The sequence below is a fragment of the Pseudomonas sp. FGI182 genome (assembly GCF_000511325.1).
Classification (GTDB): domain Bacteria; phylum Pseudomonadota; class Gammaproteobacteria; order Pseudomonadales; family Pseudomonadaceae; genus Aquipseudomonas; species Aquipseudomonas putida_Z.
On the sequence record NZ_CP007012.1, the window covers coordinates 3,709,105 to 3,724,205 of the forward strand.

12 protein-coding genes are annotated in these 15,101 nt (G+C 63.4%); 9 read left to right on the forward strand and 3 right to left on the reverse strand.

Annotated features, from left to right (window positions below):
• Positions 1-26 precede the first annotated feature (26 nt).
• Together clpA and clpS are read right to left on the reverse strand one after the other, a co-directional pair.
• Positions 27-2,297, reverse strand: a complete 2,271-nt coding sequence (gene clpA / locus C163_RS16440) for an ATP-dependent Clp protease ATP-binding subunit ClpA (RefSeq protein ID WP_025339774.1) — start codon at positions 2,295-2,297, stop codon at positions 27-29.
• A 30-nt stretch (positions 2,298-2,327) separates the two neighbouring features.
• Complete coding sequence (gene clpS / locus C163_RS16445; RefSeq protein ID WP_013973290.1) at positions 2,328-2,690, reverse strand: ATP-dependent Clp protease adapter ClpS; 363 nt, start codon at positions 2,688-2,690, stop codon at positions 2,328-2,330.
• Positions 2,691-2,920: 230 nt separating this feature from the next.
• Between clpS and cspD the strand changes: the two genes are divergently transcribed.
• Complete coding sequence (gene cspD, locus C163_RS16450; protein ID WP_025339775.1) at positions 2,921-3,175, forward strand: cold shock domain-containing protein CspD; 255 nt, start codon at positions 2,921-2,923, stop codon at positions 3,173-3,175.
• A gap of 66 nt (positions 3,176-3,241) precedes the next feature.
• Here cspD and icd read toward each other — a convergent pair whose 3' ends face one another.
• The gene (gene icd / locus C163_RS16455) at positions 3,242-4,498 is read right to left on the reverse strand and encodes an NADP-dependent isocitrate dehydrogenase (protein WP_025339776.1); all 1,257 of its coding nucleotides are present in this window, start codon (positions 4,496-4,498) and stop codon (positions 3,242-3,244) included.
• 427 nt (positions 4,499-4,925) lie between these two features.
• Here icd and C163_RS16460 point away from each other — a divergent pair, with 427 nt between their 5' ends.
• The 8 genes from C163_RS16460 to C163_RS16495 all read left to right on the forward strand — a co-directional run bounded on the left by C163_RS16460 (position 4,926) and on the right by C163_RS16495 (position 15,044).
• Complete coding sequence (locus tag C163_RS16460; protein ID WP_025339777.1) at positions 4,926-7,151, forward strand: NADP-dependent isocitrate dehydrogenase; 2,226 nt, start codon at positions 4,926-4,928, stop codon at positions 7,149-7,151.
• A gap of 189 nt (positions 7,152-7,340) precedes the next feature.
• The gene (locus C163_RS16465) at positions 7,341-7,781 is read left to right on the forward strand and encodes an NUDIX hydrolase (protein WP_025339778.1); all 441 of its coding nucleotides are present in this window, start codon (positions 7,341-7,343) and stop codon (positions 7,779-7,781) included.
• Between the two features lie 59 nt (positions 7,782-7,840).
• Positions 7,841-8,965, forward strand: a complete 1,125-nt coding sequence (gene mnmA / locus C163_RS16470) for a tRNA 2-thiouridine(34) synthase MnmA (RefSeq protein ID WP_025339779.1) — start codon at positions 7,841-7,843, stop codon at positions 8,963-8,965.
• The gene (gene hflD, locus C163_RS16475; RefSeq protein ID WP_015270973.1) at positions 8,962-9,588 is read left to right on the forward strand and encodes a high frequency lysogenization protein HflD; all 627 of its coding nucleotides are present in this window, start codon (positions 8,962-8,964) and stop codon (positions 9,586-9,588) included. The genes mnmA and hflD overlap by 4 nt, the downstream gene beginning before the upstream one ends.
• Before the next feature lie 249 nt (positions 9,589-9,837).
• Positions 9,838-11,208 (forward strand): adenylosuccinate lyase, encoded by a 1,371-nt coding sequence (purB, locus tag C163_RS16480; RefSeq protein ID WP_013973297.1) that lies wholly within the window; start codon positions 9,838-9,840, stop codon positions 11,206-11,208.
• 81 nt (positions 11,209-11,289) lie between these two features.
• The gene (locus C163_RS16485) at positions 11,290-12,456 is read left to right on the forward strand and encodes a cupin domain-containing protein (protein WP_013973298.1); all 1,167 of its coding nucleotides are present in this window, start codon (positions 11,290-11,292) and stop codon (positions 12,454-12,456) included.
• Positions 12,449-12,877, forward strand: a complete 429-nt coding sequence (locus C163_RS16490; RefSeq protein WP_003258855.1) for a GNAT family N-acetyltransferase — start codon at positions 12,449-12,451, stop codon at positions 12,875-12,877. Before C163_RS16485 ends, C163_RS16490 begins: the two co-directional genes overlap by 8 nt.
• A gap of 223 nt (positions 12,878-13,100) precedes the next feature.
• The gene (locus tag C163_RS16495) at positions 13,101-15,044 is read left to right on the forward strand and encodes a DNA topoisomerase III (RefSeq protein WP_025339781.1); all 1,944 of its coding nucleotides are present in this window, start codon (positions 13,101-13,103) and stop codon (positions 15,042-15,044) included.
• Positions 15,045-15,101 lie beyond the last annotated feature (57 nt).

Below are 15,101 nucleotides of genomic sequence, written 5' to 3' on the forward strand. Positions count from 1 at the left end.
AATGGGCCGCAACGCGGCCCCCGCTATCACGCAACCTCAGCCGTGGTCTCGAAGTCGAACACCAGTTCGCCATCGCGCAGGTCGACGTGCACCACGCCACCATGCTCGGCCAGTTCGCCAAACAGGATCTCCTCGGCCAGCGGCCGCTTGATCTTGTCCTGGATCAGCCTCGCCATCGGCCGCGCACCCATCTGCACATCGTAGCCCGAGGCCGCCAGCCAGCCGCGTGCATCATCGCTGACTTCCAGCAGTACACGCTTGTCTTCCAGCTGCGCCTGCAGTTCGATAAGGAACTTGTCGACGATGCTCTTGATCGTCTCGTGGCTCAGGCGACCAAACTGGATGATGGTGTCCAGGCGGTTGCGGAACTCCGGCGTGAAGCTCTTGCGGATGACTTCCATGGCATCGGACGCATGGTCCTGATGAGTAAAGCCGATCGAGGCCCGCGCGGCGGTTTCTGCGCCAGCGTTGGTGGTCATGATCAGGATCACGTTGCGGAAGTCGGCCTTGCGCCCGTTGTTGTCGGTCAGGGTGCCGTGGTCCATCACCTGCAGCAGCAGGTTGAAGACTTCCGGGTGAGCCTTCTCGATTTCGTCGAGCAGCAATACGCAGTGCGGTTGCTTGGTGATCGCCTCGGTCAGCAAACCACCCTGGTCGAAGCCAACATAGCCAGGAGGCGCACCGATCAGGCGCGACACGGTGTGGCGCTCCATGTACTCGGACATGTCGAAGCGCACCAGCTCCACGCCCAGCGCCTTGGCCAGCTGCCGTGCCGCTTCGGTCTTGCCGACGCCGGTCGGGCCGGCGAACAGGAACGAACCGACAGGCTTGTCCGGCGACTTGAGGCCGGCGCGGGACAGCTTGATGGCGGTGGCCAGCGAATCGATCGCCTGGTCCTGACCAAATACGGTCAACTTCAGGTCACGCTCGAGGTTGCGCAGCAGTTCCTTGTCGGAACTGGTGACGTGCTTCGGCGGAATCCGCGCGATCTTGGCGACGATGTCTTCGACCTGCGGCACGTCGATGCGCTTGACGCGGTTGGCCTCCGGCTGCAGGCGCTGGTAGGCACCGGCTTCGTCGATCACGTCGATGGCCTTGTCCGGCATGTGCCGGTCATTGATATAGCGCGAGGCCAGTTCAGCGGCGGCGCGCAAGGCTTCGTCGCTGTACTCGATGTTGTGGTGGCTTTCGAAGCGGCCTTTCAGGCCACGCAGGATGCCCACGGTGTCTTCGACCGACGGCTCGCTGACATCGACCTTCTGGAAGCGCCGCGCCAGGGCACGGTCCTTCTCGAAGATGCCGCGGAATTCCTGGAAGGTGGTCGAACCGATGCAACGGATCTCACCGGACGACAGCAGTGGTTTGAGCAGGTTGGACGCATCCATCACCCCGCCCGACGCCGCACCGGCACCAATGATGGTGTGGATTTCGTCGATGAACAGGATCGCCTGCGGGCGCTTGCGCAGCTCGCCGAGCAGCGCCTTGAAGCGCTTCTCGAAATCGCCACGGTATTTGGTACCCGCCAGCAGTGCGCCGAGGTCGAGGGAATACACCACGCTCTGCGCCAGCAGGTCGGGCACCTGGCCATCGACGATGCGCTTGGCCAGGCCTTCAGCGATGGCGGTCTTGCCCACGCCTGCCTCACCCACCAGCAGCGGGTTGTTCTTGCGCCGACGGGCAAGGATTTGCGCCACGCGCTCAACTTCCTGCTCGCGGCCTACCAGCGGGTCGATACGGCCGGCACGGGCCAGTTCGTTCAGGTTGCTGGCATAGGCATCCAGCGGGTTGCTCGAAGAGGCGGTATCGCCGCCCTCTTCATCCTGCATTTCCTGGTCGTTTTCGGAATGCGGACCATGGCCCGGCACCTTGGAGATGCCATGGGCGATGTAGTTGACCACGTCGATGCGGGCCACGCTCTGCTGCTTGAGCAGGAACACGGCCTGGCTTTCCTGTTCGCTGAAGATCGCCACCAGCACGTTGGCGCCAGTGACTTCACGCTTGCCGGAGCTTTGCACGTGGAACACGGCACGCTGCAGTACACGCTGGAAGCCCAGGGTCGGCTGGGTTTCGCGATCTTCATCGTTGACCGGGATCAGGGGTGTAGTGGAATCGATGAACTCTTGCAGGTCGTGCTTGAGTTTGTCGAGATTGGCGCCACAGGCGCGCAGAACGGTCGCGGCAGCCTCATTGTCAAGGAGTGCCAGCAGCAAATGTTCGACGGTCATGAACTCATGACGCTTCGAACGAGCCTCCTTGAAGGCAAGATTGAGGGTGACTTCGAGCTCGCGGTTTAACATAGCTTCACCTCATACCCAAGTGGTCGGCGATTAACCGTCCTTCTCGATTTCACAGAGTAGCGGATGCTGGCTTTCCCTGGCGTATTGGTTGACCTGCATAGCCTTTGTTTCGGCGATGTCACGGGTAAACAATCCGCACACTGCCCGCCCTTCGGTATGGACGGTCAGCATGATCTTGGTCGCCAGCTCGCGGTTCAGATTGAAGAACGTCTCGAGCACTTCGACGACGAAATCCATCGGCGTGTAGTCATCGTTGAACAAAACCACCTTGTACATCGGTGGCGCCTGCAGGATCGGCTTGGCTTCCTGAACTGCAAGACCCGAGCCGTCGTCCTCATTCGATTGCGGGCGATCCTGATTGAATGTTAGTCGAATCTCACTAGGTGCATGCATGGAAAGAATTTCATCATGAGCGACAGGTTAAGGTTGTGGGTTGACTGCGAAGGGCACGGCCAGCGCAGGCGCCGGGCGACCTTGACTATCGGCAAAACGGTGTTACAACCAATAAGAACCCACCGTGGTCGATAAAGATCCGCGCAGTCAACCAGATTTTTCGCATGGTTCGTATGCGGATGAAGTGGATGATACTCCAGTGATGGAGTCCTTTGCAGAGGGACATAGGGATGGCAAGCGGTAAAGTCAAGTGGTTCAACAATGCCAAGGGCTACGGATTCATCAATGAAGAGGGCAAGACTGACGACTTGTTCGCTCATTATTCAGCCATCCAGATGGACGGGTACAAGACGCTCAAGGCCGGCCAGGCCGTGAGCTTCGACATCGTCCAGGGCCCCAAAGGCCTGCACGCGGTGAATATCAGCAGCGCCACTGCCGCTGCGGCCGCCAGGGCTCCGCACACCAGCAGCACTGCCGACGCCTGAACTGCCGCGCCGCCTGCCGGTACACGAAAAAACCGGCCGCCTGGAAGCGGCCGGTTTTCCGTTGCCTTACATATGCTTGATCATTTCATCGCCAAAACCTGAACTGCTCACCAGCCTGGCGCCGTCCATCAGGCGTTCGAAGTCATAGGTCACGGTCTTGGCAGCAATCGCGCCATTGGTACCCTTGATGATCAGGTCCGCTGCCTCGGTCCAGCCCATGTGCCGCAGCATCATCTCCGCCGAGAGGATCACCGAACCCGGGTTGACCTTGTCCTGCCCGGCATACTTGGGCGCGGTGCCGTGGGTGGCCTCGAACATGGCCACGGTGTCGGACAGGTTGGCACCCGGCGCAATGCCGATACCGCCCACTTCCGCCGCCAGGGCATCGGACAGGTAGTCACCGTTGAGGTTGAGGGTGGCGATCACGTCGTACTCGGCCGGGCGCAGCAGGATCTGCTGCAGCATGGCGTCGGCGATGGCATCCTTGACGATGACCTCGCGGCCGCTCTTGGGGTTCTTGAACTTCATCCATGGGCCACCATCGAGCAGCTCGGCCCCGAATTCGTCGCGCGCCACTTCATAGCCCCAGTCCTTGAAGGCACCCTCGGTGAACTTCATGATGTTGCCCTTGTGCACCAGGGTCAGCGACTCGCGGTCGTTGTCCACCACGTACTGCAGCGCCTTGCGCACCAGGCGCTTGGTGCCTTCCTTCGACACCGGCTTGACGCCAATGCCACAGTCCTGGTCGAAGCGGATCTTGGTAACGCCCATTTCCTCCTTGAGGAACTTGATCACCTTGTTCGCCTCGGGCGAACCGGCCTTCCACTCGATGCCGGCATAGATGTCTTCGGAGTTCTCGCGGAAGATCACCATGTCCACATCGCCTGGCTTCTTCACCGGGCTGGGCACGCCCTGGAACCACAGCACCGGGCGCAGGCACACGTACAGGTCCAGCTGCTGGCGCAGGGCCACGTTGAGCGAACGGATACCGCCGCCCACCGGGGTGGTCAGCGGCCCCTTGATCGACACCACGTAATCACGCACGGCATCGAGGGTTTCCTGGGGCAGCCAGGTGTCCTGGTCGTACACCTGGGTGGCTTTTTCGCCGGCGTATACCTCCATCCAGGCGATCTTGCGTTTGCCGCCGTAGGCCTTCTGCACGGCGGCGTCGACCACTTTGATCATTACCGGCGAGACATCGACGCCAATCCCGTCGCCCTCGATGTAAGGAATGATCGGGTTGTCAGGAACGTTGAGCGAATGGTCTGCATTGACGGTGATCTTCGCGCCGTCGGTCGGAACCTTGATTTTCTGGTATCCCATGCTTGCACTACTCCGCTGTCGGGTGTGATTGGACATCATGCGATCCACTGAGCCTAAACCACATCTGCCGACCTGCAAGGCATGCGACAACCCGCCACATTGCCGCTTAGTCTTTGGTCTTATAAATGGGCCGATATCACTTGGCCTTGCTGATTAGCCCGAATGGTTTGGTATACTCCGCCGCGACCGAAGGGTCATCGGGGCGATCCCTTGGAAAAATGCGGACCGCCCTTGGCCATGAATGGACACAAAGCCTGGCCACGAAGCCTGGACTGTTACCGCAGCCCAGCACTTGACGCTCGACTGATGCATCCACCATCACCGCTCGCAGCCTCTCGACTTTCCGCTCATGGCGTTGCCAGGGCGATGCGCCTACCCTGCGCACCACGAGACTCGAGCACGCTCAGCACACAGAGAGTTAACCCGCATGCCCACCCGTTCCAAGATCATCTATACCTTCACCGACGAAGCCCCCGCCCTCGCCACTTACTCGCTGCTGCCGATCATCGAAGCCTTCACCGCTTCGGCTGACATCGCCGTCGAAACCCGCGACATCTCCCTGGCTGGCCGCATCCTCGCCGCCTTCCCGGAGCAACTGGGCGCAGAGAAGCAAGTAGGCGATCACCTGGCGGAACTGGGCCAGCTGGCTACCACCCCTGAAGCCAACATCATCAAGCTGCCGAACATCAGCGCCTCGGTACCGCAGCTGAAAGCCGCGATCAAGGAACTGCAAGGCAAGGGCTTCAACATCCCTGACTACGCCGACGAGCCGGCCACCGCGGAAGAGAAAGAATCCCGCGCCCGCTACGACCGCATCAAAGGTTCCGCCGTGAACCCGGTCCTGCGCGAAGGCAACTCCGACCGCCGCGCGCCGCTGTCGGTCAAGAACTACGCCCGCAAGCACCCGCACAAGATGGGCGCCTGGGCTGCCGACTCCAAGTCGCACGTTGCCCACATGACCCAGGGCGACTTCTACGGCAGCGAGAAAGCCGCACTGATCGAGGCTGACGACAGCCTGCGCATCGAGCTGGTCGGCAAAGACGGCAACACCACCGTACTGAAAGAAAAGACTGCGGTAAAAGCTGCCGAAGTCATCGACTGCGCCACCATGAGCCGCAAGGCCCTGAAAGCCTTCATCGCCGAGCAGATCGCCGATGCCAAGGCTTCCGGCGTGCTGCTGTCGGTACACCTGAAAGCCACCATGATGAAGGTCTCCGACCCGATCATGTTCGGCGTCATCGTCGAAGAGTTCTACAACGACGTGCTGGCCAAGCACGCCGCCGCCCTGGCTGAAGTAGGCTTCAACGCCAACAACGGCATCGGCGACCTGTACGCCCGCATCAAGGACCTGCCAGCCGAGAAGCAGGCCGAGATCGAAGCCGACATCCAGGCCCTGTACGCCCAGCGTCCGGCCCTGGCCATGGTCAACTCCGACAAAGGCATCACCAACCTGCACGTGCCGAGCGACGTCATCGTCGACGCCTCGATGCCGGCCATGATCCGTGACTCGGGCAAGATGTGGAACGCCGCCGGCGAACTGCAGGATGCCAAGGCGATCATCCCGGACCGCTGCTACGCCGGCATCTACCAGGCCACCATCGAAGATTGCAAGGCCAACGGCGCCTTCGACCCGACCACCATGGGCAGCGTACCGAACGTCGGCCTGATGGCACAGAAGGCCGAAGAATACGGCTCCCACGACAAGACCTTCCAGATCAAGGCCGACGGCGTCGTGCGCGTGGTCGACAGCAAAGGCCAGGTCGTTCTCGAGCAGAACGTCGAAGCCGGCGACATCTTCCGCATGTGCCAGGTCAAGGACGCGCCGATCCAGGACTGGGTCAAGCTGGCCGTCAACCGTGCCCGCCTGAGCAACACCCCTGCAGTGTTCTGGCTGGACCCGGCCCGCGCCCACGACGGCGTGATGATCGAGAAGGTGCAGAAGTACCTGAAGGATCACGACACCTCCGGCCTGGACATCCGCATCCTGGCACCGGTCGACGCCATCAAGTTCTCCCTGGCCCGCATCCGCGAAGGCAAGGACACCATCTCGGTGACCGGCAACGTGCTGCGCGACTACCTGACCGACCTGTTCCCGATCATGGAACTGGGCACCAGCGCCAAGATGCTGTCGATCGTGCCGCTGATGAGCGGTGGCGGCCTGTTCGAAACCGGCGCCGGCGGTTCGGCACCGAAGCACGTGCAGCAGCTGGTGGAAGAGAACTTCCTGCGTTGGGACTCGCTGGGTGAATTCCTGGCCCTGGCCGCTTCCCTGGAGCACCTGGGCAACACCTACGACAACCCGCGCGCCAAAGTGCTGGCCAACACCCTGGACCAGGCCACCGGCAAGTTCCTCGACACCAACAAGTCGCCTTCGCGCAAAGTCGGTGGTATCGACAACCGCGGCAGCCACTTCTACCTGACCCTGTACTGGGCCCAGGCCCTGGCTGCGCAGAACGACGACGCTGCCCTGCAGGCACGCTTCGCACCACTGGCCAAGACCCTGACCGAGAACGAGGAGACCATCGTCGCCGAGCTCAACTCCGTCCAGGGCAAGCCGGCCGACATCGGTGGCTACTACGCCCCGGATGCCGAGCTGACCGCCAAGGTGATGCGCCCAAGCCAGACCCTGAACAGCGCCATTGCCGCCCTGTAAGGTCCGCTTGAAGTAACAGCACAAACCCCGGCCACGCACCGGGGTTTGTGCTTTCTGGTCCCCGGGGCTGCTTTGCAGCCCTTTCGCGACACAAGGCCGCTCCTACAGGAGACCGCGCTCCGTTGTAGGAGCGGCCTTGTGTCGCGAAAGGACCGCGCAGCGGTCCCAAAATCTGGAAGGACACCACCTATGACCTGGCAACCCCACATCACCGTCGCCACCATCGTCGAACACGAAGGCAAGTTCCTCTTCGTCGAAGAATTCAAAGCCAACCAGCACGTCTTCAACCAGCCCGCCGGCCACCTCGAACCCAACGAGACCCTGCCCCAGGCCGCCCTGCGCGAAACCCTCGAAGAAACCGCCTGGGAAGTCGAGCTCACCGGCGTGGTCGGCATCTACCTGTACACCGCCCCAAGCAACGGCGTGACCTACCAGCGCATCTGCTTCGCCGCCCGCCCCGTGCGCCATCACGCCGACCTGGCACTGGACAGCGACATCGTCCGCGCCGTGTGGCTGACCCGCGACGAACTGCTGGCCGACCCCGCCCGCTGGCGCAGCGAGCTGGTGCCACGCTGCCTCGACGACTACCTGAAAGGCCCCTTGCACAGCCTCGACCTGCTGCGCGACTGACGCGCCGCCGCAGGTTTGATAGAATCGGCGTTTTTCCCCCTTGATACACACCGGTAACCATGACCAGCCCAGCACTCAAAGACCCCGCCAAGACCCGCGTTATCGTCGGCATGTCCGGCGGCGTGGACTCTTCCGTCTCCGCCCTTCTGCTCATGGAGCAGGGCTACCAGGTGGAAGGGCTGTTCATGAAGAACTGGGAAGAAGACGACGGCACCGAATACTGCACCGCCCGTGAAGACCTGGCCGACGCCCAGGCCGTGTGCGACCGCATCGGTATCAAGTTGCACACCGCCAACTTCGCCGCCGAATACTGGGACAACGTGTTCGAGCACTTCCTCGAAGAGTACAAGGCCGGCCGCACGCCCAACCCGGACATCCTCTGCAACCGCGAAATCAAGTTCAAGGCGTTCCTTGACTACGCCCTGTCGCTGGGTGCCGACCTGATCGCCACCGGCCACTACGTGCGCCGCCGCGACACCGGCGAGCTCACCGAACTGCTCAAGGGCCTGGACCCGAACAAGGACCAGAGCTACTTCCTGCACGCGGTCGGCGGCAAGGAAATCGCCCGCACCCTGTTCCCGGTTGGCGAGCTGGAAAAGCCCGAAGTACGCGCCATTGCCGAAAAGCACGGCCTGGCCACCGCCAAGAAGAAGGACTCCACCGGCATCTGCTTCATCGGCGAGCGCCGCTTCAGCGACTTCCTCAAGCAATACCTGCCGGCCCAGCCGGGCAACATCGAGACCACCGACGGTGAAGTGATCGGCCGCCACCACGGCCTGATGTACCACACCATCGGCCAGCGCCAGGGCCTGGGCATTGGCGGCCTGAAGGACGCCGGTGACGAGCCGTGGTACGTGCTGCACAAGGACCTGACCCGCAACGTGCTGGTGGTCGGCCAGGGGAATGAACACCCGTGGTTGTTCTCCCGCGCCCTGCTCGCTTCGGAAATTTTCTGGGTCAACCCGGTCGACCTCAGCAGCCCGCGCCAGCTCACCGCCAAGGTGCGCTACCGCCAGAGCGACCAGCAGTGCACCCTGGAACTGACCGAAAGCGGTTACCGTGCGGTGTTCGACGAACCGCAACGTGCCGTTACCCCGGGCCAGTCGGTGGTGTTCTACGACGGCGAAGTGTGCCTGGGCGGCGGCGTGATCGAAGCCGCCGAGCCGTGGAGCCCGCGCGCATGAGCAACCTGCAGGAGCAGCTGATTGCGTTGGGCGGTGTGTTCCAGGCCGCCGTACTGGTCGACCGCATTGCCCGCACCGGCCAGGCCAGCGAGGCCAACATCGGCTGCATGCTGGGCAGCCTGCTGGTCCGCGACCCCAAGGACACCCTGGAGGTGTTCGGCGGTGACGACCTGAACCTGCGCGACGGCTATCGCGCGCTGGTCGGCGCGCTGGAGCGCGACCCCAGCAGCCTGCAGCGCGAGCCACTGCGCTACGCCCTGTCGATGCTGGGCCTGGAGCGCCAGCTGAACAAGCGCGGCGACCTGCTCGACACCATCGGCAACCGCCTGCCGCAAATCCAGTCCCAGGCCGAGCATTTCGGCCTGGTTCATGAAAACGTCATCGCTTCCAGTGGAGCCTTGTACCAGGACACCCTGAGCACCTTGCGCCAGCGCATCCAGGTACATGGCGACATGCGCTTCCTGCAGCAGGCCAGCAACGCCTCGAAGATTCGCGCCCTGCTGCTGGCCGGCATCCGCGCCGCACGCCTGTGGCGCCAGCTGGGCGGGCACCGCTGGCAGCTGGTATTCAGCCGGCGCAAGCTGTTGAACGAACTGTACGACATGATGCGTTCGCCTTCCTGACAGGCGCACGCTGAACCCTGTGTAGGAGCAGCCTTGTGCTGCGAATGGGCTGCGCAGCAGCCCCAGGATTTCGGCCCCGGCACACTTTGTCGGGGCTGCTGCGCAGCCCATTCGCAGCACAAGGCTGCTCCTACACAGAGACCGCGACATGCTTTTCATGGGCCGACCTTTGGTCAGCCACCCGACCTGAGCGCATTTTTCATGTATGATATGCGCCCTTCCAAAAGCCTGACTGTCCGAGAACACCCCATGCAGCTTTCTTCGCTCACTGCGGTTTCCCCTGTAGACGGCCGTTATGCCGGCAAAACCCAGGCCTTGCGCCCCATTTTCAGCGAATTCGGCCTGATCCGTTTCCGCGCCCTGGTCGAAGTGCGCTGGCTGCAGCGCCTGGCCGCCCACCCGCAGATCGGCGAAGTACCGGCGTTCTCCGCCGAAGCCAACGCCCTGCTGGACAGCCTGGCCACCGACTTCAAGCTCGAGCACGCCGAACGCGTCAAGGAAATCGAGCGCACCACCAACCACGACGTCAAGGCGATCGAATACCTCCTCAAGGAGCAGGCCGCCAAGCTGCCTGAGCTGGCCAAGGTCAGCGAGTTCATCCACTTCGCCTGCACCAGCGAGGACATCAACAACCTGTCCCACGCCCTGATGCTGCGCGCCGGCCGTGACGAAGTGCTGCTGCCGCTGATGCGCCAGATCGCCGATGCCATCCGCGCCCTGGCCCACGCCCACGCCGACGTGCCGATGCTGTCGCGCACCCACGGCCAGCCGGCTTCGCCGACCACCCTGGGCAAGGAACTGGCCAACGTCGTGTACCGCCTGGAGCGCCAGATCGCCCAGGTTGCCGCCGTACCGCTGCTGGGCAAGATCAACGGTGCCGTGGGCAACTACAACGCCCACCTGTCGGCCTACTCGCAGATCGACTGGGAGCAGAACGCCCGCGCCTTCATCGAAGACGAGCTGGGCCTGCAGTTCAACCCGTACACCACCCAGATCGAGCCGCACGACTACATCGCCGAGCTGTTCGACGCCATCGCCCGCTTCAACACCATCCTGATCGACTTCGACCGCGATGTGTGGGGCTACATTTCGCTGGGCTACTTCAAGCAGAAGACCGTTGCCGGTGAAATCGGCTCGTCGACCATGCCGCACAAGGTCAACCCGATCGACTTCGAAAACTCCGAAGGCAACTTGGGTATCGCCAACGCGCTGTTCCAGCACCTGGCCAGCAAGCTGCCGATCTCGCGCTGGCAGCGTGACCTGACCGACTCCACCGTGCTGCGCAACCTGGGCGTGGGCTTTGCCCACAGCGTCATCGCCTACGAAGCCAGCCTGAAAGGCATCGGCAAGCTGGAAGTCAACGAAGCCCGCATCGCCGCCGACCTGGACGCCTGCTGGGAAGTGCTGGCCGAGCCGATCCAGACCGTGATGCGCCGCTTCAACATCGAAAACCCCTACGAGAAGCTCAAAGAGCTGACCCGTGGCAAGGGCATCACCCCGGAAGCGCTGCTGACCTTCATCGACGGCCTGGACATGCCAGCCGAAGCCAAGGCCGAGCTCAAGCAGCTGACCCCTGCTACTTACATCGGCAACGCGGCAGCACAGGCCAAACGCATCTAAGCTGACCGTCGCGTTCAACGCCCGGCCTGGCCGGGCGTTTTTATTCCCGAACGAAAATTACATTTTTTCAATAGGTTGAACATGAATCCTGATACTCCACTGCAGCTGCTGGGCGGCATCTCGGCCCGCGAATTCATGCGCGACTACTGGCAGAAGAAGCCGCTGCTGGTGCGCCAGGCCTTCCCGGACTTCATCAGCCCGATCGACCCCGACGAGCTGGCCGGCCTGGCCCTGGAAGAGGAAGTAGAGTCGCGTATCGTGCTCGAGCACGGCGCGCACCCGTGGGAGCTGCGCCGCGGCCCGTTCACCGAAGATACCTTCGCCGAGCTGCCGGAAAAGGACTGGACCCTGCTGGTGCAGGCCGTGGACCAGTTCGTCCCGGAAGTGGCCGAACTGCTGGAAAACTTCCGCTTCCTGCCCAGCTGGCGCATCGATGACGTGATGATCAGCTTCGCTGCCCCCGGTGGCAGCGTCGGCCCGCACTTCGACAACTACGACGTGTTCCTGCTGCAGGGCCACGGCCAGCGCAACTGGAAAATCGGCCAGATGTGCAGCAGCGACAGCTCGCTGCTGGAGCACGCCGACCTGCGCATCCTCGCCGACTTCGAGCAGAGCGATGAGTGGACCCTGGAGCCGGGCGACATGCTCTACCTGCCACCGCGCCTGGCCCACTACGGCGTGGCCGTGGACGACTGCCTGACCTACTCGGTAGGCTTCCGCGCGCCAAGCGCCGCTGAAGTACTGACCCACTTCACCGATTTCCTCGGCCAGTTCCTGCCCGACGAAGAACGCTACAGCGACGCCGATGCCCAGCCGGTCAGCGACCCGCACCAGATCCAGCACGACGCCCTCGACCGCCTCAAGGCGCTGCTCGACAAGCACATGGGCGACAAGGACCTGCTGCTGACCTGGTTCGGCCAGTTCATGACCGAGCCACGCTACCCCGAGCAGATCGTCGGTGAAGAGCTGTCCGAGGAAGAGCTGATCGATGCCCTGGAACAAGGCGCCATCTTGATCCGCAACCCGAGCGCGCGCCTGGCCTGGTCGGAGTTCGAAGAAGACCTGCTGCTGTTCGCCAGCGGCCGCAGCTGCCCGCTGCCGGGCAAACTGCGCGAGCTGCTGAAGCTGGTTTGCGCGGCCGACGCCCTGCACATCGACAACCTGGGCGAATGGCTGCAGGATGAAGATGGCCTTATGCTGGTACAGCAGCTGGTCAAACAAGGAAGCCTGGGATTCGCCAATGAATAAGATTCGTGTGCGCCTCGCCGACTGGCACAAGGACAACGCCGACATCCGCCGCATCCGCGAAGCGGTGTTCATTGCCGAACAGCACGTGCCCCCGGAGCTGGAGTGGGACTCGGACGACCCGACCGCCGCGCACTTCCTGGCCCTGGAAGGCGACTACCCGATCGGCACGGCGCGCCTGCTGCCTGACGGCACCATTGGCCGGGTCTCGGTGCTTAAGGACTGGCGCGGGCTGAAGGTGGGTGACGCGCTGATGAACGCGGTGATTGTCGAAGCACAGAACCGCGACCTGAAGCAGCAGATGCTCAGCGCCCAGGTGCACGCCACGCCGTTCTACGAGCGGCTGGGCTTTCGCGTAGTCAGCGAAGAGTTCCTCGAAGCCGGCATCCCGCACGTGGATATGGTGCGCGACTCGCGCGCCTGATCCCTGTACCGGCCTCTTCGCGGGCTTGCCCGCTCCCACAAGGACCCCACAGATATTGAATGCTGTGCAGTGCCTGTGGGAGCGGGCAAGCCCGCGAAGAGGCCGGCACAGCAAAATACATCTTCCCTGACAAAAACCTGTACATCCATCCAGATAAAACTTGCCTCCGCGCCTTCGCTTGCGCATCCTATCGCCCATCACCCCCGATGAAGCGTCCCCGGCCATGCGCCTGTTCCTCTGCGAAAAACCCTCCCAGGCAAAAGACATCGCCAAAGTGCTCGGCGCCAACCGCAAGGGCGATGGCTGCTGGCAAGGCACCGACGTCTGCGTGACCTGGTGCATCGGCCACCTGCTGGAAACCGCCCCGCCCGACAGCTACGACGAACGCTACAAGCGCTGGAACCTGGCCGACCTGCCGATCATCCCGGAAAAGTGGAAGATGCTGGTCAAGCCCAAGACCGCCAGCCAGTTCAAGGCAGTCAAGCGCCTGCTCGGCGAAGCGCGCGAACTGGTGATCGCCACCGACGCCGACCGCGAAGGCGAAATGATCGCCCGCGAACTGGTCGAGCATTGCCGCTACCGGGGCCCGGTGCAGCGCCTGTGGCTGTCGGCACTGGACGACGCGTCCATTCGCAAGGCCCTGGCGCGGCTGCTGCCGGGCCACGAAACCTTCAACCTGTACCACTCGGCGCTGGGCCGTTCGCGCGCAGACTGGCTGATCGGCATGAACATGAGCCGGCTGTTCACCCTGCTGGGCCGCCAGTCGGGCTATCAGGGCGTGCTGCCGGTGGGCCGGGTGCAAACGCCCACCTTGCGCCTGGTGGTCGACCGCGACCGCAACATCGCCGACTTCGTGCCGGTACCGTTCTGGGCCATCGACGTGCAGCTCGAACACGCAGGCTTTGGCTTCAACGCCCAGTGGCGCGCCCCCGAGGACGCCTGCGACGACCAGGGCCGCTGCCTGAACCAGGCCCTGGCGCAGCAGGCTGCCGCCGACATCGGCAATGCGGGTACTGCCCGGGCCGTGAAGGTGACCACCGAGCGCGTGCGTGAAGCGGCACCCCTGCCCTTCGACCTTGGCACCCTGCAGGAGCTGTGCTCGAAAAAGTTCGGCCTCGGCGCCCAGGAAACCCTCGACATCGCCCAGGCCCTGTACGAAACCCACAAGCTGATCACCTACCCGCGCAGCGACTGCGGCTACCTGCCGCAAAGCCAGCACGCCGAAGCGCCAGCCATCCTCGCCGCCCTGCAACGGGCCGATGCCAGCCTGGCGCCGCTGCAGCCCTACCTGGAGCCGCAACGCCGTTCACGGGCGTGGAACGACGTCAAGGTCAGCGCCCACCACGGCATCATCCCCACTGCCGCCGCCAGCGACCCGTCGCGCCTGCCGGCCAAGCACAAGGCGGTGTACACCCTGATCCGCGCCCGCTACCTGGCGCAGTTCCTGCCCAACCACGAGTACGACCGTACCCAGGCCGACTTCGACTGCGCCGGCCATGCCCTGCGTGCCGTAGGCAAGCAGATCGTCGAACCAGGCTGGCGCCGTGCGCTGCCCGAGGCGCTGACCCCGTCCAAGGGCCGCGAGGCACCACCGGCCCAGGTGCTGCCGGCGCTGCGCGAAGGCCAGGACTGCACAGTGCAGGGCCTGCAACTGAAAGACCTGTGGACCCAGCCGCCCAAGCCGTTTACCGAAGGCGACCTGATCAAGGCAATGAAGAACGTGGCCAAGCTGGTGGATGACCCGCGGTTGAAGCAGAAGCTGAAGGAAACCACCGGTATCGGCACCGAAGCCACCCGCGCCAGCATCATCCAGGGCCTGCTTGACCGCGGCTACCTGGTGAAGAACGGCAAGGCGCTGTCCGCCACCCCTGCGGCCTTCAGCCTGATCGACGCCGTGCCACGCGCCATTGCCGACCCAGGCACCACGGCTATCTGGGAGCAGGCGCTGGACATGGTGCAGAGTGGCGAGATGACGCTGGAGGAGTTCGTCGCCCGGCAGTCGGCATGGATGGGCAAGCTGGTCGAACGGTGCAGCGGCATGCGCATGACCATCAGCGGGCCGGCAGCCGGGGCTGCGCCGCCGTGGAAGAAGAAGCGTCGGGGTGGCGGGAAGGGCAAAGCGGCCGCAGGCAAGCCAAGACAGCCTCGAAAAAAGGCGACAACCTGAAGATTTTGCACTTTCAGGTCAGGCCCCTTCGCGGGTGAACCCGCTCCCACATTTACA

Coding starts and splice junctions, on each gene's coding strand:
- mnmA (WP_025339779.1), top strand. CDS start 7,841: ATGACCAGCCCAGCACTCAAAGACCCCGCCAAGACCCGCGTTATCGTC.
- hflD (WP_015270973.1), top strand. CDS start 8,962: ATGAGCAACCTGCAGGAGCAGCTGATTGCGTTGGGCGGTGTGTTCCAG.
- clpA (WP_025339774.1), bottom strand. CDS start 2,297: ATGTTAAACCGCGAGCTCGAAGTCACCCTCAATCTTGCCTTCAAGGAG.
- icd (WP_025339776.1), bottom strand. CDS start 4,498: ATGGGATACCAGAAAATCAAGGTTCCGACCGACGGCGCGAAGATCACC.
- C163_RS16460 (WP_025339777.1), top strand. CDS start 4,926: ATGCCCACCCGTTCCAAGATCATCTATACCTTCACCGACGAAGCCCCC.
- C163_RS16485 (WP_013973298.1), top strand. CDS start 11,290: ATGAATCCTGATACTCCACTGCAGCTGCTGGGCGGCATCTCGGCCCGC.
- purB (WP_013973297.1), top strand. CDS start 9,838: ATGCAGCTTTCTTCGCTCACTGCGGTTTCCCCTGTAGACGGCCGTTAT.
- clpS (WP_013973290.1), bottom strand. CDS start 2,690: ATGCATGCACCTAGTGAGATTCGACTAACATTCAATCAGGATCGCCCG.
- C163_RS16465 (WP_025339778.1), top strand. CDS start 7,341: ATGACCTGGCAACCCCACATCACCGTCGCCACCATCGTCGAACACGAA.
- C163_RS16495 (WP_025339781.1), top strand. CDS start 13,101: ATGCGCCTGTTCCTCTGCGAAAAACCCTCCCAGGCAAAAGACATCGCC.
- C163_RS16490 (WP_003258855.1), top strand. CDS start 12,449: ATGAATAAGATTCGTGTGCGCCTCGCCGACTGGCACAAGGACAACGCC.
- cspD (WP_025339775.1), top strand. CDS start 2,921: ATGGCAAGCGGTAAAGTCAAGTGGTTCAACAATGCCAAGGGCTACGGA.